Genomic DNA, 22258 nt, shown 5'->3' with positions numbered 1-22258 from the left:
AATTATCCCAAGGAGGCGGTCGAGAAAATACCCGTCTTTTATTTGACGCTTACGCCGGACAGAGTGCTTCGCAAAAGCCTGTCGAAAGCCGACACAACGGCGTGAAAAAAGGCTGTCCGCTCTGAGTTTTCCCAGGTCGGACAGCCGAATTTATCGCTTGAATTTTGTATTTGAAATCTCCTGATCCCGTTTCTGGAATCGTTCGATTCCCATATTGCATCTAGTCTTTGGAAAGCGAAAGTCTGCGCAGCTGCTGCGTGATCGTTTCCACGTCGGCAGCGGTAAGATTCTTAACGCCGCAGGCGTTTTTATGACCGCCGCCATGCCATTCGTTGGCCAGCGCGTCGACCGCGATCGAGCGCGAACGCAGCGAACCGCGATAATGCACGCCGTCAGATTCCTCAGTAAAGAGCGCCCAGATTTCCACGCCATCCAGATTGCCCATGATGTTGACCACCGATTTGGCGTCTTCAAAAGGCAGTCCGATGGACAGGTAGTCTTCCCGGCTCATCACCGCAATCGCCAGACGATCGAGTACGCAAAGTTTCGAAAGCACCTTGCCTTCATAGACGCTGCGCGAAACGGTTTTGGAATAGAGATTCAGCGCCGCTTTCTGCACGCTTGCGCCCTGGCCGACCAGCCACGCTGCGGCTTCAAACGTCGCCGGACTGACGTTGGGCAACGTAAAGCGCTGGGTATCGGACATCAGAGCTTCCATGAAATGCTGGGCAGCCTTAGGCGTCAGGGTTTCGCCATGCTTTTTAAGAATATCGACTGCGGTCTGAGCAGCGGCCGCCGATTTTTCATCGACGTAATCAAGATCGCCGTAGTCTTCGAGCTGAATGTGGTGGTCAATACGGGCAATCTTTTTTGCCCGGGTAAAGCGAAGATCATCCACACGCTCGCCGGTCGCGGTATCGCACAGAAGCGCTAAAGACTGTTCCATCTGTGCATCGCTGATCGAATCCATGCCCTCCTGGCTCCCCGCCATGAGGATCGTCTTGTCTGGATAGCGTGCTTTTAAAAACTCAGCCATACCCATCTGCGTACCCAGGGCGTCGGGGTCCGGAAAAAAATGATGGAATACGACGATCGACTCTGCCTGATCAAATGCGTCAAACAGAGGCTGTACTTCTTTATTCAGCGGCAAGATTTTTGTAGGCGTCGCGGGCAATCATGACTTCTTCATCTGTCGGAATGACATACACGTCCATGGAAGAGTCATCTGCAGAAATTTTCACTTCCTTGCCGCGGCAGTTGTTGGCTTCGTGATCGAGTTTTACACCCAGAGCAGCGAGACCGTCGATGATGGCTTCACGGGTTGTGATGGAGTTTTCGCCAATGCCTCCCGCAAACAGAATGGCATCTGCGCCGCCCATCAGGGCATAGTAGCCGCCTACGGTTTCAATAACGCGGTCATCGAAAATCTTGCTGGCGAGTTTTGCGCGTTCGTTGCCTTCCTTGGCTGCGTTTTCGATATCGCGGCTGTCGGAAGATACGCCGGATACGCCAAGCAGACCGGATTTCTTGTTGAGGATATTGTCGACTTCCTGTGCAGTCAGGTTATGACGCTGCATCAGAACGCCTGGGATGGCTGGATCGATGTCGCCGGAACGGGTACCCATTTCGATACCGGCCAGCGGAGTCAGACCCATGGACGTCTTGAAGGATTTGCCGTCTTTAACCGCGGTGATGGAACCGCCGTTTCCGAGGTGGCAGGTGATGATCTGAACGTCTTCCGGCTTCTTGCCAGTGATTTCGGCATAGCGCTGCGTCAGATACTTGTGGCTTGTTCCGTGGAAGCCGTAGCGGCGGATTTTATCTTCTTCGTAGTATTCGTAAGGAATCGGGTAGATGAAGTTTTCTGCCGGCATCGTCTGATGGAAGGCTGTATCAAAAACAAAAGTCTGGCTGGCATCGGGGAGCAGTTTGGAGAAGGATTTGTATCCTACAAGACCTGCCGGGTTGTGCAGCGGTGCAAGGGGGATACACTCTTCGACTTTTTCAACCGCATCGGCGCTGGCTTCAACGGAATCCGAGTAGAATTCGCCGCCGTGTACGATACGATGGCCAACGGCTTTGATATCATCGAGGGAATTTACAACGTGGTGCTCGAGCAGAGCGTCAACGAGCATGCGTACTGCAGCTTCGTGATCCGGGATATCGCAGGTGGTGGTGTATTTCTGACCGTCCACGGTAATGGAGAACACTCCATCGTTTAAACCAATACGTTCAACAAGTCCTTTGGCGAGAACTTTTTCTTCCGGCATTTCATAAACCTGGAATTTCAGGGAAGAGCTGCCGGCATTGACTGACATAACAATTGCCATTTTAAAAATCTCCTTTTCTCTAGGTTTCGCTTCTTTCAGTGTACAACCTTTTTCATCCGCAGATGAATCCCTGTGATTTCCGTCCTAGAAATTGAAATATTTACCGCAATTACGGAAAACGAAGGGAGTCTTGCTGCGCGGTTTCGAACGATCGAAAAACCGCTTGTGTATAAGCGATTGGCTTTTCTGGTCACTCGAGCAGGTGGACAGGCACCGCGGACCTCCAGTACGTCGAGCGCAAATTTTGCAAAGACAATTCAAAACCGAAACAAAACGGATTTCGAAAAAAAGGCAGAGGCTTTTCTTCCTCTGCCGTAGTTCTGAATGGATCCATGTCTGGACGCGCAGGCGGGAGCCGGCTGCAGGCATAGATGGATTTTTTAATCGGACGCGCCGATCGCTTCGAGCTTTTCTTCGAGCACTCTGGCTTCGGGATGGTCCGCGATATAGTCGTTAATAATTTTTCGATACGCCAGAAGATGGAGCTTTTCTTCGTACTGCTCCATGGCGCTTACCCCTTTTTGAAGGGCGTCATACACCGCTGCTTTGGAAATGCCGAGATTTTCCCGGATTTCCGAAAGCGAAAAGTCTTCCTGGAAATAAAGCGAAAGCACTTCCTGCTGTCTGGGCGAAAGCAGGAGGCTGTACAGATCAAACAGATCGTTGGCTTCAAGATGCGAAATCATGTTCGACTAGTCTTCCAGTCCTTTGGTGATGCCGATCAGATAGGAAGACAGATCGAACGGGCGCAGATCTTCCGGTTTTTCACCCAGTCCGAGGAAACGGACCGGCAGACCGAGCTGATCGCGGATCGCCATAACGACGCCGCCTTTTGCGGTACCATCCATTTTGGTCAGGATAATACCCGTTACCGGGGTGACCTCCATGAATTCCTTCGCCTGCGAAATGCCGTTCTGTCCGGTTGTCGCATCGAGAACGAGCCACGTTTCGTGCGGGGCGCCTTCGATTTCGCGTCCGGCAACACGGCTCATCTTTTCGAGCTCTTTCATCAGATTCGTCTTGTTCTGAAGGCGGCCGGCGGTATCGCAGATCAGCACATCGATCTGGTTGTCTTTTGCGTAGCGGCAACCGTCTACAATAACACTGGCCGGATCCTGCTTTTCCTTGCCGGCGATGCACGGGGCGTTCAGCCGTTCGGCCCAGATTTCAATCTGTTCGACTGCCCCGGCACGGAACGTATCGGCGGCTGCTGCAGCCACCGTCTTTCCGGTTTCCTGGAAGAAGTTGATCAGCTTTGCGGTTGTGGTCGTTTTTCCCGATCCGTTGACGCCAACCATCAGGATGACGGTCGGACCGTTTTCGTTGAAGTGCCACGGTTCTTCTTTTTCCGGGTTGTAGAAATCGTAAAGAATCTGAATCAGGTAGTCTTCCATGGAATCGTAGTTTTTGATTTCCTTGGAACGGGCTTCAAATTCGTCCACGATTTTCTGTGCGGTGTGAATGCCCATGTCGCTTTCGAGCAGGATGATCATGATCTCTTCGAGAAGTTCATCGTTGATGCCATGAAAGCTGTTGGACAGCGCGCGGATCCGGTCGCCGAAGCTTTTCCGGCTTTTGGAAAGCCCGCTGAGGTATTTGTCCTTGTCTTTGGAACGGACAAACTTGGATTTCAGTTTTTCAAAAAAGGCCATGCCAAGCCCTCCTTCTCCGGCTAGAGTTCCGGTTCATACTTTTTTTCAGTGATTTTTTCTGGTGATTTCTGGTTCTTTGCTGCTATATCCAATGCGCTTAAGCCTGCGCTGGTTCGCCTGCTGCTCCAGCTGCGTCCTTGAGCTGAACTTTGAGCACCTGGCTGACGCCGTCTTTTTGCATGGTAATGCCAAAGAGCGTGTCGCACTGCTCCATCGTTCCCGGACGGTGCGTTACGGTAATGAACTGCGACTGGTCCTTGAAGCGCTTGAGGTAGCGAGCGAAGCGTTCTACATTGGCCTGGTCAAGGGCCGCTTCCGCTTCGTCAAAAATACATAAAGGTACGGTTCTAGCTTTTAATATAGCAAACAGCACCGAGATCGCAATCAGCGCCTTTTCCCCGCCGGAGAACGTCTGCAGATTCTTGACGGATTTTCCAGGGGGCTGTACATCGACATCGACGCCGCTTTCTAACAGGTTATCCGGTTCGCAGAGAACGAGCCGGCAGCGGCCGCCGCCAAACATGGACTGGAACACTTCATCGAGACAGCCGTTGATGCGGTCGAACATGTCCTTGAACTGGGTGATCATGGTCTGATCCATTTCATCGACGGCGCCGAGAATCTGTTCGCTGGCGGATATGAGCTCTTCCATCTGCGATGTAAGGAACTCATAGCGTTCCCGCACTTCCTTGAGCTGTTCGGGCGCTTCGAGGTTCACGCTGCCCAGCGCGACGATCTGCGAGCGCAGTTTCTTGACCTGCGCTCTGGCCGACACGGGTTCGATCGGCTGCATTTTCGCTTTTGCGGCTTCAAACGTCAGCGAATAATCCGAACCAAGACGGAGCAGATCCTGTTCAAGACGGGTCTGAATACGGGCGAGTTCGGACTGCGCTTTCGACGTTTTTTCCATCAGACTCGTCAGCTCGCGTCTGGCGTTTCGCAGCGTTTCGCTGGCTCTGGCGCTCTGTTCGTGCAGAGCGGTTTTCTTTTCCTGGTCCATGCGAATCTGCGCGTTGAGCTCATCGGACTTCGCGTGAAGGGCCGAAATGCGTTCAACAAGTTCGGTCGCCGCATCCGCGCCGGTTTCTTCATCCAGAACCGGATCGAGATTGAGCTGGGCGATCTGTCTCTGGAGCGATTCGTATTTTTCCTTTTTGACCTGCACGATGCTGGCGAGCTTTTCCTGCTCGATTTTCATCTGAAGCAGTTCACTGCCCATCTGCGACGTCTGCGCCTGCGCCTGATCGAATTCTCTTTGCAAATCGCCAAGCGCTTCCCTGCGCGCTGCGATTTCATCGAGCAGACGTTCCTTTTCCTTTTTCAGAGCCGGAATCGGGTTGACGTTTGGACGAAGCGATCCGCCGGTCATGGCACCGCCCGCGTGAACGACGTCGCCGCCAAGCGTAACGATCTTAACCGACTGACGCAGCGCCCGGGCGGCCTGGTTGGCTTCTTCCAGACTGGAGGCAATCAGAATACTGCCCAGCAGGCGGTCGCGCAGCGCTTCATAGCGCGGTTCGCATCGAACGAAGCGGCTGGCTTCGCCGAGAATGCCGTGCTGCTTAATGGCGATCGAGCGCTGCCAGTCCTGCAGATACCTTCCCTTGCATACCGAAAGCGGCAGGAACGTCGCCCGGCCTGCGCCGGAGCGTTTCAGCCAGCCGATGGCCCGACGGGCATCGCTGTCGCTTTCCACAACAATCTGTTCGTTTGCGGAACCGAGCGCGACAGAAATCGCGTTCATGTATTCGTCGTCGCATTCGAGCAGATCCTGCACGAGACCGCAAATGCCGGAAAGGCGGGAGGCATTGTGCATAACGGCCTGTACGCCATGGTTACGATAAGGCGGATGAGCCAGACGGGATTCGACACCGGCGAGCTGGTTCTGAAGCGAATGAATCTCGTTTTCAATGCGGCGGCTTTCTTCGACCAGACGACGGCTTTCGCCTAATGCCTTCTGCTGGTGACTTTCCCGGGTCTGCGTATCGAGTTTCATAGCCGCCAGTCTTCGCCGGCGGTCTTCGTATTCGTATTTGGCTTCTGAAAACAGTTCGAGAAGCGACTGGGCTCTGGCCTGCTTGTCCGCAGAAGAGAGCGAAATTTTGCGCCGCTCATCCAGAATGGCTTTCTGCTTGTTTAAGGAAACCGACTCTTCCATGACGCGGGCCAGCTCGTTCTGCAGATTCACGAGTCTTGCGTCGGTATGCCGGATTTCCTCCTGCAGTGCTTCCATCTGCTGATCCGCTTCCATACTGATGCGGTTCTGTTCATTCTGACGGGTCTGCATGCGCTCAAGCGCAGCTTTCTGTTCCAGTTCCTTTTCCTTGTTTTCTTCGATCTGCATCGCCAGAAGCGAAATCTCGATATCCGCAAGTTCCTTCTTGCAGGCCAGATACTGTTCCGCTTTCTCAGCCTGACGTTCGAGCGTCTTCATCTGAGACGCGCAAGAATCAACCTGATCCTGTACACGTTCCAGATTGGCTTTGACGTTTTCGAGCTTGGCCAGCGAAATCTTTTTGCGCTTTTTGTATTTGGCTACACCGGCCGCTTCTTCAAAAAGCAGACGGCGTTCTTCCGGCCGTGCATCCGCAAAAGAAGAAATGTTGCCCTGCGAAATAATGGAAAGAGAATCTCTTCCCAGGCCGGTATCCATAACCAGATCCTGAATATCCTTCAGACGGCAGGGCGTTTTGTTGATCCAGTTGGAAATTTCCGAGGATCCGCGCTGAATCTGTCTGGTGATCTCAATTTCTTCATAGGGGGAATCAAAGATTTTCTGCGAGTTGTCGAAAACGAGCGTAACCCGGGCAATGTTGACCGGCTTGCGGCTCTGGCTTCCCGCGAAAATCATTTCATTCAGGCTGGATCCAGAACGCAGTGATTTAGCAGACTGCTCGCCTAGCGCAAAGCGAACGGCATCGGTGATGTTGCTCTTTCCGCAGCCGTTTGGACCGACGATGCCGGTCAGCGGTTCTTCAAAGTTCAGAACGCTTCGATTGGCAAAGCTTTTGTATCCGCTTAGTTCAATCCGTTTTAAGAACATTGGCGCCCTCCTTTTCCTGAATGCCTATTTTCTCATTAGTGAGCCCTCTTTTCAAATCTGCCTTGCCTATGCGAAAAGCGCACTGCCTGTCGTCTTATCCAGCGTGAAGACATCCGCTGGAGAAACGATGATTCACATATGATGATCCGTATATATATGGAGCGAAAGACCGGAAGCGGGCAACCAGACGCCGCAAATCAAGAGGTACATGCTTCAGGCAGAAGAAGGGATCAAAGACACCCCTTCCAGTCTGTATTTATGACGTTTTCCAAAGGACAGGTCTTACATCTGGTTTTAATCTCTAGATTACAGTAGAATAAAAACTAGTTAGAGAGCCTCTGCCAACCCGGCTGCACCGGCCTGCACGCTTCTCCATTTTTCGAAAGGAGTTTCCGTATGGAATCTGTTCTTCATTCTTCTCTGCCCAATCCCAATCTTTCCGATCAACCGGAAGAGCCAAACCATAAACCCAAAATGAGCCGCCGCCTGATGAAAGATACGTTTCATCTCAGCTTTGGCGAGGAAGTCGGCAACGCCGTCAGCCATGGCGTGATGATGTTTCTTCTCCTGTTTGCGATGCCCGTTCTTTCCGTCATCGCCTGGCAGAAAGCGGGCTGGCTGGGAACGGTCGGCATCGGCATTTACCTGATCTGCATGATCTTCATGTTTGGCGGAAGCTGTCTCTATCACATCATGCCCTACGATACGACCTGGAAAATGGTCTTTCGAAAACTGGATCACATCTCGATTTTGTTAGCGATCGCGGGGACGTATACGCCCATCTGTCTGGTTCTGCTTGGCGGTCCAGTCGGCTACGCCATTCTCGCACTGGAATGGATTCTGGCCATTGCAGGCATTCTTCTCAAAAGCATTTCCAAATACTCCCATCCGGCGATTTCCATGACGCTCTACATGTTAATGGGATGGATGGCGATCTTCGTTCTGCCACTGGTCTGGATGAAATGCGGTCCCGTCTTTGTGCTTCTGATTGCGGGTGGCGGCATTTTCTATACCATCGGCGCCTTCTTCTACGCCCGGAAGAAACCGTATGCCCATTTTGTCTGGCATCTGATGATTGCTGCGGCAGCAATTCTTCACCTTTGCGCCATTATGATTTATCTTTAATTGACAAATTCCTCCTCGTGTTCATGGAACAGATGACAGGTCCGGTTTTTGATGTCAAAATGAAGAAAATCTGACCGTTCTTGTGGGAACCGGTCTTAAGAAAGGTGATTTTATGGCTTTATCTACACTTCCTCTTGGACAGCTGATTACGAATTTTGTTCAGGACAAGAGCGAAAAAAACGCGAAGCTCCTTTACGAGGGCTTTCCCAAATCAAACTATTACATCATTCTGACCGAGGCCCCGAAGCCTGCCGATCTCAGCAATCCGGACTTTCTGGACACTGCCCCGCTCGACCTCATCGACTTTCAATCTTCCAAAGGCAGCATTGTGCCGGTGTTCACCGACAAGGACGAACTGGGAAAACAGAAACTTTCCCGTCACGCGATTCAGATCAGCTTCCAGGGACTGCTGAAGCTGCTGCGTGCGCATAAGGAAATCGGCTTCCTGCTCTTCAATCCGGAAGGCACGCCGATCACCTTTGATAAGGAAAGCTTCCTTGGCTCCTTCCAGGAAGCCAGAGTCAGCTCCCATGCCGGTACCATCGAAGCCGGTGTAGCCGTTTCCTTCTTTGAAGATGTCCATGAAGCAAAACCGGCAGCCGTTCTCTCTCTGGCCAAAACAGCCGCTTTAGATCCAGATATCGCCCGTCTCTGGCTGGTACGTACGCAGGAAGAAGGACAGCCTGAAGGCTGGGGGGTTGTCGCGGATATCGATTCCGGCGACCTTAACAAGACGATTCCCGTTGCTTCGGCTTTTCTGAGCGTTCAGAAAGCCGGTCCAATGCGCGCCTTTCTGGCCGATGACGAACTCGTTTCCAAAGTCGTGGAAACATTCAAACCCGTTTACATTCGTAAATAAACCTTCAAAGGGCGGCAGCAGATCGCAAAATCTGCTGCCGCCCTTTTTGATATGGACAAATGATTCAGAAAGTTTTTCTAGCCTGAATTTGGCTGAGAATTGGTTTCCACTTCCTATTACAGGAAGAAGTTTACGATATCGTTCCAGGTGGCGAAGATGAGCAGTCCGAAGAGAAGAACATAGCTTCCCAGAATGGCCCATTCGAACGCCTTGCGCGGCATCTTTTTCCGGAAGAGCTTTTCAAACAGGAGGATGAAAATGCGTCCTCCATCCAGAGCGGGCAGCGGGAGCAGGTTGAAGATGCCGACGTTCAGGGAGATCAGCGCGCAAAGAGCGATATACGGCATCCAGCCGTAGCTGACAATCTGATCGGTCATTTTGTAAATGCCGACCGGACCGGAGAGAGATTCCGTTCCTTTGCCCTGCGTGAGATTGCCCAGCGAGCGGAAGATCAGCATGGTATTGTCCCAGAGTTCATCCCAGGCGTAGCCGATGCATTCCAGACCATGGACTTCTTTGAACGAAGCTGCCGCGGAAAAGCCAAGAAGATAGGAGCGGCTTTCTTCGTTTAACTGCGGTGTCATTTTCAGTTCCACTTCCTGATTGTCCCGCAATACGGTGTAGACGGATTCGCCGTGATTGTAGACGAGAAACTCCGTAACATCATCGAGTTCTTTTGGTTCAACTGTGCTGCCGTCTTCGGCCGTAATTTTGACGATGCGATCGCCTGGCTGCAGACCGCCTTCCTGCGCGGGGGAGTTTTCAAAGACTTCCGCAACGACTGGCTCAGTCGGCATTGGAACATAACCGCGCGCGCCGATGAACACCGCCATAAGACAGAGAGCCAGAACGATGTTCATCGTCACACCGGCAAGAAGGACGATGACCTGCTGCCAGGCGGGACGATGATCGAGTTTCTGTTCAGGCGGAACTTTCGCGTTCCAGTCTTCCTCTTCATCCGCTTCTTTTTCTTTCGTCTTATCATCCGAAAGCACGGGGATTTCCTGTTTTAATTCATCGGATGCTTCGGAATAGTCTGCATCGACGACTTCCCTGGCATCGTCTTCGGCTTCTTCCGCCTCCGGGTATTCGCCCGTATCGGAAGCGATGCTCACATAGCCGCCCAGCGGAATGGCACGAATGGAAAAGATCGTATTTTTGCCTTTTCTCTGGTAAATGGCCGGACCCATGCCGATGGAAAATTCGTGACAGTGAATGCCAAAAGCTCTCGCTGCCAGAAAGTGGCCCAGCTCATGAATAATAACGATTAGCCCGAGCATGAAAATAAATGCCAGCAGGCTGATCAGGACATTGATCATATGGATTCCTTTCTAAAACGTGAATCGAAAAACGCGCCGATACGAAAGGTACAGGCGCGTTGATTATATCCAATAAATCTTAAAGAAAGCTGTAGAGAATCCCAAATAACAGGAAATTCATCAGCAGAGAATCGACCCGGTCGAGCACGCCGCCATGTCCTGGAAGCAGGGAGGAAAAATCCTTGATGCGATAGTGGCGCTTGAAAACCGAGAAGCAGAGATCGCCCAGTTCGGCGAAAACCGGAGCGAGAATGCAGACGGCAAGATTCAGGCCAAAATTAAGGCCCTTCACATAGAACAGGCTGACCAGGAAGGAAAGCAGAAAGCCAAACACCCAGCCGCCAAAGAGGCCTTCCCAGGTCTTCTTCGGAGAAACGCGCTCAATCATCTTATGCCTGCCAAAGAACCGGCCCGCAAAGTAGGCACCGGTATCGCTGCCGTACGTAGCCAGAACGACGGTCCACAAGTAGGACGGCTGATCCATGAAAAACTGCATGCAGAGATACGCCATTCCAAAAATGACGAGAAACGCGAGGGTTGCAAAACAGTTTGTTTCATCAAAGCTCTTCACAAAAACAGGGAGTGCCCAGATCAGCAGAATCATCGGCATGACGTAGGTATACAGAACGCGAGAGCCAAAATAGCCAATTGCCCAGGGTAGTCCCAAAACCCAGAGAATGGAAATTGCGGTTACGGGAATTCCCCATTTTTTATAGTTTTTCAGGCAATGGAGCCATTCATAGGCACCGGCGCCGACAATGAAGACGGCAAGAATCTGCAGAGCCGTTCCGCCAGCCAGAATGGGATAGAGAACGACCGCTATAATCGCAATAGCCGTCAGAATTCTAGTTTTCATCGACCAGTCCTCCAAAGCGGCGGCTGCGGTGCGCGAATTCTTTCAGGCATTCATCGAGTGCAGCTTCATCAAAATCCGGCCATGCGATCGGCGTAAAAATCATTTCCGCGTATGCGATCTGCCAGAGCAGGAAGTTCGAGATACGCACTTCCCCGCTCGTGCGAATCAGAAGATCGATATCTTCTGGAACGAAAAGATAGGAAGAAAATTCTTCTTCGCTCAGATCGTTTTTCCGTTCGCCTTCAGCGACTTCATCGGCATACTTCTGCATCCCAAGTAACATTTCGCGGCGGCTTCCGTAATTAATCGCCAGACAGAGTTCCATACCCTTGTTGTGGCTGGTCTGCCGTACGGCTTTTTCAATGACATCCCGGGTATTCTGGGGGAAGCGTTCAATTTCTCCCGCAAACGTTACGCGAATGTCGTTGTCCATGAGTTCCTGAATGAATCTGGAGAAAAACATTCCCGGCAGCTTGCATAAATAGGAGACTTCATCTACCGGTCTTTTCCAGTTTTCCGTGGAGAAGGCATACAGAATCAGTTTTTCGACACCGCGTCTCTGTGCTTCGAGCGCGATATCGCGTACCCGGTCCGCTCCTTTTTTGTGACCGGCGGTTCTGGGCAGTCCGCGGGACTTAGCCCATCGCCCATTACCATCCATGATAATGGCGACCGTCTTTGGAATGTTTTCCATAGTTCGTTCCTCTTTTACATAATCGAAAAACAGTCACAGCCGGCAGTTTCCGGCTGTGCTGTTTCTTTTAAAAAAGCCCATAGCGGGCTTTTTGAATGGGTTCCTAAATGTTTAGCCGAGCAGATCTTTTTCTTTAGCGTCTGCGAGCGTATCCACTTTCTTCACGTATTTGTCCGTGAGTTTCTGGCAGTCGTCGAGCCATTCCTTCTGGATATCTTCGGAAATTTCCTTGTCTTTCTTGATCTTGTCGTTGGCATCGCGGCGGATGTTGCGCAGATTGACTTTGGCCTGGTCTGCGTATTTCTTCGCTTCTTTCGCGAGTTCTTTACGACGATCGGTTGTCAGAGGCGGCACGTTGATGCGGATGCAGTCGGCTTCAGCCTGCGGGGTAACGCCAAGGTTGGCAGCGGAAATGGCATGGTTGATGCCTTTGACCATGGAACGGTCGTATGGCTTAACCACGAGCTGCGTTCCTTCGAGAACGGAGATTTTTGCCATCTGGTTGATCGGTGTCATTTCGCCGTAATAATCTACGCGAACGCGATCGAGCATGGACGCGGAAGCGCGGCCGGTACGGATGGTTTTGAGGTTATTTTCAAAGTTTTCAATGACTTCATCCATTTCCAGTTCAGCCATTTCAAGATACTGGTTTTCCATATTTTTCTCCTTATTACTTAGGCGGATCAGAACTTCTGATCCAGAGCGTTGGGCAAATGGGTCTCTAGCGGGTGATGGTTGTTCCGTCTACTTCGCCGAGAACCGCTTTTTCAATGTTGCCCGGTTCATTCATGTTGAAGACAACAAGATCAATGTCATTATCCATGCACATGGAAATGGCGGTCGAATCCATGACTTTCAGATCTTTGTTGAGCAGATCGAGATAGGTCAGATGATCGTAGCGTTTGGCGTCCGGGTTCTTTTTCGGGTCGCTGTCATAAACACCGTCCACACCGTTTTTCGCCATCAGAATGACATCGGCATCAATTTCGCTTGCGCGAAGAGCAGCCGTTGTATCGGTCGAGAAATACGGCGATCCGGTTCCGGCACCGAAAATAACGACACGGCCTTTTTCGAGATGACGCAGAGCACGGCGCAGGATGAATGGCTCAGCCACTTTCTGCATTTCGACTGCAGTCTGCACGCGGGTATCTACGCCTTCGTTTTCCAGCGCATTCTGGACAGCCAGCGCGTTGATGACCGTTCCCAGCATCCCCATATAATCGGCCTGCGCACGGTTCATTCCCATATCCTGAATCTGTTTGCCGCGGATGAAGTTTCCGCCTCCCACGACAATTGCGAGTTCGACGCCTGTTTCTTTAACAGCCTTGAGTTCCTTCGCCAGCGTTTTCAGAATCGCCGGGTCCAGGTTGATGTCTTTTGAGGACAGCGCTTCACCGCTCAATTTAAGCAAAACACGTTTATACATTGGTTTATCGGTCCTTTTCATTCCCGTACATTATACATGAGGCTTGGTCAAAAAAATAGAAACGGCCATTGCGTGCAGACCATTCCCGGCTCTCCTTTTCTTCGCAGGATTTTTCCTGTTTTCTGCTGGGAAAATGACACCGTTTCTTTCCAAACTCATCCTGTCTGAATCAGGAAATTTCATTGCACACAGGATTGATTAATAATTCCCGATTCCTTTTCTAACATTTTTGAAAATCCGTTGATTACCTTTTCGGGCAATTCAATAATGGAAACAGTTTTCGTCTGCCCTCGTTCTGGTCAGAGAGCGGCCAGAATCCAGAAGAAGCAGCCGAAAACCGGTATCCGGAATTTCCGGACCGATTTTCCCTTTGCTTTTCAGGGAAAGAAAGGAAATCCTTATGATTCAGCTTTGCGATGTAACAAAGACCTTTGGCAATAAAACCGCTGTGGATCACTGCACCGCAGAAATTCCCGCCGGATCGATCACGGGCTTTATCGGTCCAAACGGCGCGGGCAAAACAACCACCCTCAACATGATCACCGGAATTCTCCATTCCGATGAAGGTACCATTCTCATCGACGGAATCGACATTTCCAAAGAGCCAGAAGAGGCTAAGAAGAAACTGTCGTTCGTTCCCGATTCCCCTGACCTCTTCTTGCGGCTCAGCGGTATGGAATATATCGAAATGATGGCCGCCATTTACGAAGTGGATCCGGAAACAGCGAAAAAGCGAACCGAAGAGCTCGCCGCCGAATTTGAAATGACGGACGCGCTCTCGCAGAAAATTGCCTCCTATTCCCACGGCATGCGTCAGAAAACCATTCTGATCGGCGCTCTCGTCTCCAATCCGGACAACTGGATTCTCGACGAACCGATGACCGGTCTGGATCCGACGTCTTCCTTTTTGTTAAAGAAGAAAATGAAAGAACATGCCGCAAACGGAAATACGGTCCTGTTCTCTACCCACGTTCTGGAAGTCGCAGAAAAACTGTGTGACAAAATTCTGATGATCAAGAGCGGTCAGATCGTGTATGACGGAACGCTCGAGGCGCTCCGCGATCTGTATCCGGATCGTTCGCTGGAAGAAATCTTCCTGGAGGTTACCGCCGATGCATAAGATGCTGGTGCTGACGAAATATCTGCTCAAAGGTACCTTCTCTTCCACAAAGAACAATTTCTTCGGCAAAAAATTTCTGACCGGGCTTGGCGCAGCTGTTCTGATGGTGCTGCTTGCACTTGGTATAGCTGTGCAGTTTGGCGTGATCTATCAGATGGGTTTTGTGAAGATGGCCATTCAGATGACATTCTTCTTTACCGCCATCCTCTGTATGGTCCAGCTGCTCTACATGTTTCCTTCCATCTTCTACTTTTCGCAGGATGCGCGTTTTCTCCTTCCGCTTCCGCTGAAACCCTGGCAGATTGTCGGAGCGAAAACGATCGTTGTCTTCCTGTCTGTCCTTCCTTTCGCCGTCGTGATCGGTCTTGGAAGCATTGGGGCAGCTGCCTTCCTGCACGCGCTGTCGATTGGACAGATTCTGGCCATGGCCCTGTCCATGGTTCTGAGTCTGCTTTCTATGGTCTTTATCATGGGACTGATTATCCTGCTTGTGATGCGGTTCCTTCCGTTCTTTCACAATAAGGATGTATTCAATCTGATCTTCGGTGCAGTCAGCATCATCTTTGCGATCGCCATCAGCATGTCTTCCATGTATACCGGTCAGATCGGTGCACAGACCGATAACGTTATGGCGATTCTCACGAACAATCCGGAAATGTTTTCCATGGGAAGCAACATCATCTTTCAGACAAACTGGTCGGTTTCCTTCATTCTTGACGGATCCTTCCTCTCGCTGCTCTGGCTGCTTCTTTGCACCGTCATCAGCGCGCTGGCTTTCGCCTGGTGCGCTGATCGGTTCTATCTGCCCGCCGTCATGAGCTCGCAGGCTTCATCCTCTTCCGTTCAGAAAAAGAAAGCCGTCTTTTCGAGAAAGAAGCAGACCGCATTTCGTCAGCTGCTCAAAACCGATCTGAAAAATCTTCTGCGCTCGCCGACCTATCTGATCAACTGCGTCTTTTCTTCCTTCCTTGGTCCGATCATTATTCTGATCGTGATTCTGAACAATCCGTCGATTGCAGAACTGATGGATATGGCGAAGCAGGTAAATATCGCTTCTCTCGACCTGTCCATGCAGATTGGCCTGCCGATTCTGGCCGCTTCGGTTCTTGTTCTCTTCAGCGGAGACATGAACATGATTGCCGCCACGGCGATTACCCGGGAAGGGCAGCGCGGCGTGGACTGGATGAAAAGCATTCCGGTACCCTTCCTGACCCAGATTCATGTCAAACTGGTGACCGCCTATCTGTTTACCTTCTTTCCAACGCTCCTTTATCTCGTTTTGATTCACTACATGATCAGCATCCCCTTCTGGATGGACATTCTGTTTATTCTGACCTCGGCTCTGGTTTCCATTCCTGCCTGCCAGTCGGGTGCGATTGTAGACCTTCTCTTTCCCAGACTGAACTGGAGTACCGAATACGAAGCGCTCAAAAACAACTGGTCGGCTGCCGGCCTCATTATGGCGAACATGATTCTGTCCATTGCCTATGTCGCACTCATCCTTCTCTGCTTTGAATTTTTATGGGTTCCGACACTCCTCACAGTCATTGGCATCATTGTGCTGATCTTCCTGTATGAAGCCTGGATGAAACGCATCATTCAGAAGAAATACTAGAATTCTACGATTTGCGGGCTGTTCAAAAGCTCCGGACCCCCGCTTTGGTCAATTTGACCAGACTGCAGACGAAAAGCGCAGTTCTTCCCTTTTTTCCGTGGAAGAGCTGCGCTTTTTTCATTCCAATTTGAACTTATTCTGTGTTCGTTTTCCCTGCTGCCATTTTTCGGCTTATTCTTTCTGCTCGGCTGGATGGAGCATACGAATGACTTTGGCAGGAACGCCGGCGGCTACCGCATAGTCAGGAATTTCGTGCGTAACTACGGCGCCGGCACCGACTACCGCGTACTTGCCAATCGTTACCCCGGGACAAATGGTCACGTTCATACCGATCCAGGCGTTCTTGTGAATGGTTACATTGCCATAGGTATAGATCGTATGGCGTTCATTCATGTCATGATTGATTGTTGCAATCCGAACGCCGGGGGCCACCATGACGCCGTCTTCAAATTCAATGCCGCCGGAAGCGGAAAGAATTGCGGAATGGTTGATGAAAACGCCTTTTCCAAACTTCACACGATTTCCAAAATCGCACTGAAACGGAGTCAGGACACGGATGGTGTCGAGATCGGAATGAAACAGCTCGCGCAGATCGTCCATATACGTCGGATCATCGGGAAGTTTTCGGTTGGCTTTTGCGCAGAGCGTTCGGGAACGCATCATTTCATCCACCGCCGGGCGGAAATATGGCTTTCGATTATCCGTTGGACCGCCCTGATCCATCAGCGCGTATACATCTTCTTCGGCTTCTGCTTTTACAGCGTTTTTATTTTCCATCGTCTCGTTCCTCCATCCTTTCGGTTTTCTGTTTTGATATTCTCTCAGGCTGTTTTCTGCCAGTTTCTTCTGTTTTTATTTGGTCGAGCTGACTTTGACCCCGTGATCGATCTGGGCTTTCGAGCGATCGACATAGCTGGCGTGAATTGCGAGCCCCTGCGTGATGATGGCGCCTTTGGCTTCTTTGGCCAGATCCGCCGGCACGCGGCCAAGTCCGCTGCCTTCGTGGGTGGTGAAAGGATGAATGATCTTGCCGTTCCAGTCATAGGCGTCGATAAAGGTGAAAACGGCCATCGGCATGGTGTCCCAGTAAATTGGGAAGCCAAGCCAGATCTCAGCGTATTCATCCAGGCTGGCTGGAAGGTTTTCTATCTTTGGACGGCAATGTGCATTCGAGTCGTCCTGCGCCTGCTGAATGTAAGTCATGTACGTATCCGAATACGGATCGCTCTGTCGGATTTCAAAAAGATCCGCTCCGGTGAGCTTTGCGATTTCCTTCGCAGCTTTTTCCGTATTGCCTTCGGTGATGGTACGGATATCCCCGCCAAAATAGTTTTCTCCTGTGCGGGAATAGTAAGCGACTAAACTTTTCATAAATCCTCCTTTTTCTCCCAGTTCAGAACGCCTGTGATCTGCGCTTCCTTGTAGCGTTCGATTTTCCATGAAAGGCGCTGAATCATCTGATCGATCCGGGCTTTCTGCTCTTCCAGCTCGAGCCGCTATTCCTGAAGCAGTTCGAGACGATCCGGAATGGTCTGATCGCCTTCCATATAAAGCGTCACGTATTCCACGATCGATTTGACCGGCAGACCGACCCGGCGCATGCATTTGACGAGTTCGACCCAGCGAAGATCTTCTTCCTGATAGTCCCGCTTGCCGCCCTCGGTGCGGGTCACCGGCGGGATCATGCCGATCTGTTCGTAGGAGCGCAGGGTGTCCTGACTGATGTCATAGAGTTTGCTGACTTCTGCAATGTTCATGAGCACGTTATACAACCTCGAGTTCACTCCAGATCAAGCTGCATACTCATTGAAATGGCGGATTTTTCCCGAATTCCGACCTTTTTCTGTGCAGATTCAGTTCATTCATCCTTGCGGCATCTGTTCTGCACTTATGGCTGCTCTGGCATGGGTTGAAAACGCAAAAAAGGCTCGTTCTCATAAAGGGAACGAACCCGTATTGGAGTCCAGACTGTGTTTTGGAAGTTTGAAAGCCAGTTCCATCTGGATCGGTTTAAAGCAGTTATTTTTCTTCGGTGTTTTCATTGTTCGGGGATGCGATTTTTCCGCTTTTTTCCCGCTCAAGCAAAGCCCGTTTTCGGTCTACACCGCCCGCATAGCCGGTCAGCAATCCATTGGAGCCCAGAACGCGATGACAGGGAATCATAAGCGAGATCGGATTGGAGCCGACCGCCTGACCAACCGCCTGCGCCGACATTCTGGACATACCGCGCTTTGCGGCGATCGTTCTGGCGATATCGCCGTACGTCGTCGTCTCACCAAGCGGAATGGCTTTAAGAATGGCCCAGACTTCCTGCTGAAACAGAGTGCCCTGCGTCGAGAGTTCCGGCCGAAAATCCGGGTTTTCCCCCGCAAAGTAGAGATCCAGCCATTTTCTGGCCTGTTCAAATACCGGCAGATCCTCATCTGAATCATTTGCGCTGTTTTTCTCGGAATCCGCTTTGATTTTTTCCGCTTCTCTCTGGCCTTCAAACCAGAGACCGGTGATCGCGTTTCCGTCGGATTCGATCGTGATCTCTCCAAGCGGCGACTCGTAATACGTGATAACCATCTGTTCCATTTTCGTCTTCCTCCTTAACGACAATCCTGGCGACTGGATCGAAAACAAATCTTCAAAATGCCTGCTCCAGTTCAAATCGCTGGTTTAAAGGCTTTCCTTCGGCATCGGGCCATACCGTTTTCTATATTCCCCTGGCGTACAGCCGTTTCGTTCTCGAAAGACGCGAGCGAAATAACTCATCTCCAGAAACCCGCACTGCGCAGCAATGTCCGAAATACGTCCATCCGTCTGTACGAGCAGGGATACTGCTTTTTGCAGGCGCAGTTCGCGGATATAGCGAATGGGCGTACTGCCGATCATACGGTTAAAGCAGCGCAGACATTCGTTTTCGCTCAGATGTGCACTCCTGGCAATATCTGCCAGCGAAAGCGGCTGATCCAGATGGTCCTGTATGTACTGAAGCATGATTTTGATCCGCTCGCCATCCCGTCTGGCTTTGCGCGATGGCTTCTGCTCCATCAGCTGTCTGGATTTTCCGAGTGTAAAGAGCAGATGAGAAAGACGATCCCGTACCCGAAACTCGTAGCCGTCTTCTTCCTTTACGCAAAGCTGCCACGCGCTTTCGATATCCTCGCAGGCCTCGTTACCCCATGATACGCAGGGATCCAGACGGATCATGGAAATGGAGGAATCACTCAGAAGCGGCTCCAGATATTTTTGCCAGAAAATACTGTCGAGACTTCCGCCGACTAAACGCGGATGAAACACCAGAGAATGAATACGGCAGACTTCACCTGAGGCCGGCCACACGCCATGCAGCGCACCCGTCTGAATAAAGACGCCTTCTCCCGCATGGAGCAGACAGTCTTCTCCGTTGGCCGCCACACGCACCGTTCCGCTTTCGACGACAAGAACTTCGAGTTCTTCATGCCAGTGCCATGCCACTTCCCTTTCGCTGATGTTGTCGTGATAGCAGGCGATCGGAAACAAAGGCGTTCCATGTTCAATCTGCTCTCTTCCCTGTCGGTCAACCTGAATCGTCTTGCATGCGTTTAAAGCCATCCGTTTTCTCCTTTGGGTGATATTCTCCTGAAAACCTGTCGATTTTATCCTAACATTGGGTATCAATTCAGTGATATTTTCTTAGCAGAAATCAAGGAGGAACAATTCATGGTTCATCTGCTTCTCGCTGTGATCTACCTTTCGTTTATCAGTCTGGGCCTTCCAGACTCGCTTTTAGGCTCTGCATGGCCGTCCATGTATCCGAGTTTTGGAGTGCCGCTTTCCTGGTCGGGGATCATTTTCTTCATCATTTCCGCTGGTACGGTGATCTCCAGCCTTTCGAGCGATCGGCTCACCCGTAAATTTGGCGCTGGAAAAGTGACCGTCTGCAGCGTCGCTATGACCGCTATCGCCCTGTTTGGCTTTTCCATCAGCTCTTCATTCTGGATGCTCTGCCTGTGGGCCATTCCCTACGGTCTTGGCGCGGGCAGTGTCGATGCCGCTTTGAACAACTACGTGGCTCTGCATTTCGCCAGCCGGCACATGAGCTGGCTTCACTGCATGTGGGGTGTCGGCGCTTCCATCGGTCCATACATCATGGGCTTCGCACTTACTCAAGCACACAGCTGGAGTCTTGGCTATCGTCTCATCAGCATCATCCAGATTGTTATTACCGCCATTATTTTTCTCAGTCTTCCCCTCTGGGAAGACAGACCGGTCCGTTCCGATGATTCCGATACAGAACCATCCAAACCGCTGAGGCTGAAAGCCATAATCACTCTTCCCGGTGTGAGAGCCGTCATGATTACGTTTTTCTGCTATTGCGCGCTCGAGCAGACAGCCGGACTCTGGGCGAGCAGCTATCTTGTTGTTGCCAAGGGAATCGCAGCCGATACCGCAGCCAGCTTTGCGAGTCTGTTTTTCATCGGCATTACGATCGGCCGTGCGCTAGGCGGTTTTCTTACCCTGAAAATGAACGATGCGCAAATGGTCCGTTTCGGTCAGGGTATCATCGTGATTGGCGGTGCCGCTCTGCTTCTCCCTTTAGATGAAACGGCTGCGCTTGTCGGTCTTGTTCTGATCGGACTTGGCTGCGCTCCGATTTATCCAAGCATCATTCATTCCACCCCGGATCATTTCGGCGCGGATCGCTCACAGGCGATCATCGGTGTGGAAATGGCCAGTGCCTATATCGGCAGCTGCGTCATGCCGCCGCTGTTTGGCTTTCTTTCCCGCTTCTTATCGATTTCCATTTTCCCGATCTATCTTCTGGCGATTCTGCTGCTTATGACCGGCATGCATGAACGGCTTCAGAAGCAGACGCGCAAGCCCGCCGTTCAAAAAGCGAAATAAAACCGGACAGTCGAATCTGTCCGGCAGTATGTTTTGTGAGGTCTGGTAATGCTTATAAATGTTCTGTGAAAATGGTCAGTCAATCAGACCGAAGTGAAGCGCGGCTTTCTGAATCCCGTCGTGTTCTACATCCTCTGTAACGTAGTCGGCATTTTCCTTAATGATCGCTTTGGCATTGCCCATGGCAACGCCGATACCCGCATGCTGGAGCATTTCGAGATCGTTTTCTCCATCGCCAAACGCGATGGTTTCTTCAGGTCGAATAGTGTGGAACTTCAGAAATTCTTCGATGCCCGCCTGCTTGCTGCCGCCTTTTCGAAGTAGATCGACCGCCTGATCGCACCAGCGCGTAATCGTGAATTCCGGAAGAAGAGCATGGAGCTCTTCTTCTTTTTCTTTGGGAACATAGCCAATCGCCGAATATACAGGATTTCCCGACCAGGAATCCACCGGCGGCAGCGGCGTGGAAACAGCCTTGTTGGCTGCTCTGACCTGATCGTCGATTTTATTGATATACAGACGGTCTTTTTCAATCAGCAGAACCGGAATGTCTTTCTCGTTGAAAAGTTTCAGAAGATGATTTCTGGCGGAATCTTCGAGCGGATGGGCGCTCAGAATTTCCTGATTCTGATCGAGAACAAGCTGACCATTCAGCGCAATGTAGCCATCCATTCGAATCCCCCGGGTAGGCAGACGATTGAACTCCATGATGGAACGGCCGGTTGCAGCTATACAGAGAATTCCCTTTTTCTGCATCTGTTCAATCGTATCGAGTGCGCTCTGGGGCACTGCCTTCAGTTTGTGGGAAAGCAAAGTCCCGTCAATATCGAAAAACGCTGCTTTAATCTGCATATCCGCTCCTCCTGTTCCTTTCGGCTTTTTCAAGAAATATCGTTTTTTTGCACTTCCATTTTAATGCGCAAAATGACTTGCGTTCGAAAGAAGACTGCCCGACTGGACGCAACCGCTTTACAGGCCATTGAAAGACACATCCCGCAAAGCCTGGCCAAATCTTCTGGCTTCTTCGCGGGACGTTTTTTGAAAGGGTCTTTGGGTTGTGTGCGGGGCAGATTATGAGAATAGAAAAGCGGATATTCCATTTTGGCAACGTGTTAAACGATCTTGCGTTTTGTTGGATAATCTTGCCTTTGAACAAAACCGACTCTTCTTTCGCCGCCGACTATGCTCTGTCGGCTCCTGGTCTTCAGAAAGACAGGCCAGTTAGAAAAACGTTCGAAAAATTCGGAATGTACAAACTGGATTTGGATTCCAGTCCGGAAAACGAACCGTATTTTGTAAGCGTCAAATAAAAGACGGGTATTTTCTCGACCGCCTCCTTGGGATAAT

General features: G+C 51.0%; 21 protein-coding genes. 5 read left to right on the top strand and 16 right to left on the bottom strand.

What is annotated here, in order from left to right; genetic code table 11:
- Positions 1–220: 220 nt before the first annotated feature.
- From ACLUYS_RS04300 to ACLUYS_RS04280, 5 genes are all read right to left on the bottom strand, one after another.
- Entirely contained in the window at positions 221–1150 is a 930-nt protein-coding gene (locus tag ACLUYS_RS04300; RefSeq protein WP_230266635.1) for a DHH family phosphoesterase, read from the bottom strand.
- Positions 1137–2330 (bottom strand): acetate/propionate family kinase, encoded by a 1194-nt coding sequence (locus ACLUYS_RS04295; protein WP_230266634.1) that lies wholly within the window; start codon positions 2328–2330, stop codon positions 1137–1139. Before ACLUYS_RS04295 ends, ACLUYS_RS04300 begins: the two co-directional genes overlap by 14 nt.
- Before the next feature lie 380 nt (positions 2331–2710).
- Positions 2711–3016 (bottom strand): YlxM family DNA-binding protein, encoded by a 306-nt coding sequence (gene ylxM / locus ACLUYS_RS04290; protein ID WP_230266633.1) that lies wholly within the window; start codon positions 3014–3016, stop codon positions 2711–2713.
- A gap of 6 nt (positions 3017–3022) precedes the next feature.
- The gene (gene ftsY, locus ACLUYS_RS04285) at positions 3023–3982 is read right to left on the bottom strand and encodes a signal recognition particle-docking protein FtsY (RefSeq protein ID WP_230266632.1); all 960 of its coding nucleotides are present in this window, start codon (positions 3980–3982) and stop codon (positions 3023–3025) included.
- Between the two features lie 97 nt (positions 3983–4079).
- Positions 4080–7025, bottom strand: a complete 2946-nt coding sequence (locus tag ACLUYS_RS04280; protein ID WP_412659211.1) for an AAA family ATPase — start codon at positions 7023–7025, stop codon at positions 4080–4082.
- Positions 7026–7421: 396 nt separating this feature from the next.
- Between ACLUYS_RS04280 and trhA the strand changes: the two genes are divergently transcribed.
- Complete coding sequence (gene trhA / locus ACLUYS_RS04275) at positions 7422–8150, top strand: PAQR family membrane homeostasis protein TrhA (RefSeq protein ID WP_230266630.1); 729 nt, start codon at positions 7422–7424, stop codon at positions 8148–8150.
- Between the two features lie 112 nt (positions 8151–8262).
- Positions 8263–9009: an SseB family protein gene (locus tag ACLUYS_RS04270; protein ID WP_230266629.1), complete on the top strand. Its 747-nt coding sequence runs from the start codon at positions 8263–8265 to the stop codon at positions 9007–9009.
- A 116-nt stretch (positions 9010–9125) separates the two neighbouring features.
- Here ACLUYS_RS04270 and ACLUYS_RS04265 read toward each other — a convergent pair whose 3' ends face one another.
- The 5 genes from ACLUYS_RS04265 to pyrH form a co-directional block, all read right to left on the bottom strand.
- Complete coding sequence (locus tag ACLUYS_RS04265; protein ID WP_230266628.1) at positions 9126–10328, bottom strand: M50 family metallopeptidase; 1203 nt, start codon at positions 10326–10328, stop codon at positions 9126–9128.
- A 79-nt stretch (positions 10329–10407) separates the two neighbouring features.
- Entirely contained in the window at positions 10408–11184 is a 777-nt protein-coding gene (locus tag ACLUYS_RS04260) for a phosphatidate cytidylyltransferase (RefSeq protein ID WP_230266627.1), read from the bottom strand.
- Positions 11174–11911 (bottom strand): isoprenyl transferase, encoded by a 738-nt coding sequence (locus ACLUYS_RS04255; RefSeq protein WP_412659214.1) that lies wholly within the window; start codon positions 11909–11911, stop codon positions 11174–11176. Before ACLUYS_RS04255 ends, ACLUYS_RS04260 begins: the two co-directional genes overlap by 11 nt.
- Before the next feature lie 78 nt (positions 11912–11989).
- A complete protein-coding gene (gene frr / locus ACLUYS_RS04250) occupies positions 11990–12535 on the bottom strand; it encodes a ribosome recycling factor (RefSeq protein WP_230266625.1) in 546 nt (181 codons plus the stop codon).
- A 64-nt stretch (positions 12536–12599) separates the two neighbouring features.
- On the bottom strand, positions 12600–13304 hold the full coding sequence (gene pyrH, locus ACLUYS_RS04245) for a UMP kinase (RefSeq protein ID WP_230266624.1): 705 nt from the start codon (positions 13302–13304) through the stop codon (positions 12600–12602).
- Between the two features lie 400 nt (positions 13305–13704).
- Here pyrH and ACLUYS_RS04240 point away from each other — a divergent pair, with 400 nt between their 5' ends.
- Both ACLUYS_RS04240 and ACLUYS_RS04235 read left to right on the top strand, forming a co-directional pair.
- Positions 13705–14424 carry an ABC transporter ATP-binding protein gene (locus ACLUYS_RS04240; RefSeq protein ID WP_288339390.1) on the top strand — a complete coding sequence of 240 codons (720 nt, stop codon included), beginning with the start codon at positions 13705–13707 and terminating at the stop codon, positions 14422–14424.
- Positions 14417–16039 carry a hypothetical protein gene (locus ACLUYS_RS04235; RefSeq protein ID WP_412659208.1) on the top strand — a complete coding sequence of 541 codons (1623 nt, stop codon included), beginning with the start codon at positions 14417–14419 and terminating at the stop codon, positions 16037–16039. Before ACLUYS_RS04240 ends, ACLUYS_RS04235 begins: the two co-directional genes overlap by 8 nt.
- Before the next feature lie 171 nt (positions 16040–16210).
- On the opposite strand, the gene ACLUYS_RS04230 is transcribed toward ACLUYS_RS04235, so the two are convergent.
- The 5 genes from ACLUYS_RS04230 to ACLUYS_RS04210 form a co-directional block, all read right to left on the bottom strand.
- Positions 16211–16816, bottom strand: a complete 606-nt coding sequence (locus ACLUYS_RS04230; protein ID WP_230268487.1) for a DapH/DapD/GlmU-related protein — start codon at positions 16814–16816, stop codon at positions 16211–16213.
- Positions 16817–16891: 75 nt separating this feature from the next.
- Positions 16892–17410, bottom strand: coding sequence for a flavodoxin (locus ACLUYS_RS04225; protein ID WP_288876007.1), 519 nt, complete (start codon positions 17408–17410; stop codon positions 16892–16894).
- Positions 17411–17535: 125 nt separating this feature from the next.
- On the bottom strand, positions 17536–17796 hold the full coding sequence (locus ACLUYS_RS04220) for a MerR family transcriptional regulator (RefSeq protein WP_412659205.1): 261 nt from the start codon (positions 17794–17796) through the stop codon (positions 17536–17538).
- A gap of 262 nt (positions 17797–18058) precedes the next feature.
- Positions 18059–18616 (bottom strand): methylated-DNA--[protein]-cysteine S-methyltransferase, encoded by a 558-nt coding sequence (locus tag ACLUYS_RS04215; protein WP_353887487.1) that lies wholly within the window; start codon positions 18614–18616, stop codon positions 18059–18061.
- Between the two features lie 84 nt (positions 18617–18700).
- Positions 18701–19618, bottom strand: coding sequence for a helix-turn-helix domain-containing protein (locus tag ACLUYS_RS04210; RefSeq protein WP_412659204.1), 918 nt, complete (start codon positions 19616–19618; stop codon positions 18701–18703).
- 108 nt (positions 19619–19726) lie between these two features.
- On the opposite strand from ACLUYS_RS04210, the gene ACLUYS_RS04205 reads away from it, so the two are divergent.
- Entirely contained in the window at positions 19727–20911 is a 1185-nt protein-coding gene (locus ACLUYS_RS04205) for an MFS transporter (RefSeq protein ID WP_412659202.1), read from the top strand.
- 75 nt (positions 20912–20986) lie between these two features.
- On the opposite strand, the gene ACLUYS_RS04200 is transcribed toward ACLUYS_RS04205, so the two are convergent.
- Positions 20987–21763, bottom strand: a complete 777-nt coding sequence (locus tag ACLUYS_RS04200) for a Cof-type HAD-IIB family hydrolase (protein ID WP_412659200.1) — start codon at positions 21761–21763, stop codon at positions 20987–20989.
- Between the last annotated feature and the right edge of the window lie 495 nt (positions 21764–22258).

The sequence above is a fragment of the Allobaculum sp. genome, from assembly GCF_047010065.1.
GTDB classification, from domain to species: domain Bacteria; phylum Bacillota_I; class Bacilli_A; order Erysipelotrichales; family Erysipelotrichaceae; genus Allobaculum; species Allobaculum fili.
The sequence above is the reverse complement of the archived record's forward strand: the minus strand, read 5'-3'. Positions and strand labels throughout refer to the sequence as shown.

What these genes read in the sequence shown, in the direction of transcription:
- ACLUYS_RS04210 (WP_412659204.1), bottom strand. Translation starts at nt 19,618, where the DNA reads ATGGCTTTAAACGCATGCAAGACGATTCAGGTTGACCGACAGGGAAGA.
- ACLUYS_RS04200 (WP_412659200.1), bottom strand. Translation starts at nt 21,763, where the DNA reads ATGCAGATTAAAGCAGCGTTTTTCGATATTGACGGGACTTTGCTTTCC.
- ftsY (WP_230266632.1), bottom strand. Translation starts at nt 3,982, where the DNA reads ATGGCCTTTTTTGAAAAACTGAAATCCAAGTTTGTCCGTTCCAAAGAC.
- ACLUYS_RS04235 (WP_412659208.1), top strand. Translation starts at nt 14,417, where the DNA reads ATGCATAAGATGCTGGTGCTGACGAAATATCTGCTCAAAGGTACCTTC.
- pyrH (WP_230266624.1), bottom strand. Translation starts at nt 13,304, where the DNA reads ATGTATAAACGTGTTTTGCTTAAATTGAGCGGTGAAGCGCTGTCCTCA.
- ACLUYS_RS04205 (WP_412659202.1), top strand. Translation starts at nt 19,727, where the DNA reads ATGGTTCATCTGCTTCTCGCTGTGATCTACCTTTCGTTTATCAGTCTG.
- ACLUYS_RS04265 (WP_230266628.1), bottom strand. Translation starts at nt 10,328, where the DNA reads ATGATCAATGTCCTGATCAGCCTGCTGGCATTTATTTTCATGCTCGGG.
- ACLUYS_RS04225 (WP_288876007.1), bottom strand. Translation starts at nt 17,410, where the DNA reads ATGAAAAGTTTAGTCGCTTACTATTCCCGCACAGGAGAAAACTATTTT.
- ACLUYS_RS04220 (WP_412659205.1), bottom strand. Translation starts at nt 17,796, where the DNA reads ATGAACATTGCAGAAGTCAGCAAACTCTATGACATCAGTCAGGACACC.
- trhA (WP_230266630.1), top strand. Translation starts at nt 7,422, where the DNA reads ATGGAATCTGTTCTTCATTCTTCTCTGCCCAATCCCAATCTTTCCGAT.
- frr (WP_230266625.1), bottom strand. Translation starts at nt 12,535, where the DNA reads ATGGAAAACCAGTATCTTGAAATGGCTGAACTGGAAATGGATGAAGTC.
- ACLUYS_RS04215 (WP_353887487.1), bottom strand. Translation starts at nt 18,616, where the DNA reads ATGGAACAGATGGTTATCACGTATTACGAGTCGCCGCTTGGAGAGATC.
- ACLUYS_RS04280 (WP_412659211.1), bottom strand. Translation starts at nt 7,025, where the DNA reads ATGTTCTTAAAACGGATTGAACTAAGCGGATACAAAAGCTTTGCCAAT.
- ACLUYS_RS04230 (WP_230268487.1), bottom strand. Translation starts at nt 16,816, where the DNA reads ATGGAAAATAAAAACGCTGTAAAAGCAGAAGCCGAAGAAGATGTATAC.
- ACLUYS_RS04240 (WP_288339390.1), top strand. Translation starts at nt 13,705, where the DNA reads ATGATTCAGCTTTGCGATGTAACAAAGACCTTTGGCAATAAAACCGCT.
- ACLUYS_RS04260 (WP_230266627.1), bottom strand. Translation starts at nt 11,184, where the DNA reads ATGAAAACTAGAATTCTGACGGCTATTGCGATTATAGCGGTCGTTCTC.
- ylxM (WP_230266633.1), bottom strand. Translation starts at nt 3,016, where the DNA reads ATGATTTCGCATCTTGAAGCCAACGATCTGTTTGATCTGTACAGCCTC.
- ACLUYS_RS04270 (WP_230266629.1), top strand. Translation starts at nt 8,263, where the DNA reads ATGGCTTTATCTACACTTCCTCTTGGACAGCTGATTACGAATTTTGTT.
- ACLUYS_RS04295 (WP_230266634.1), bottom strand. Translation starts at nt 2,330, where the DNA reads ATGGCAATTGTTATGTCAGTCAATGCCGGCAGCTCTTCCCTGAAATTC.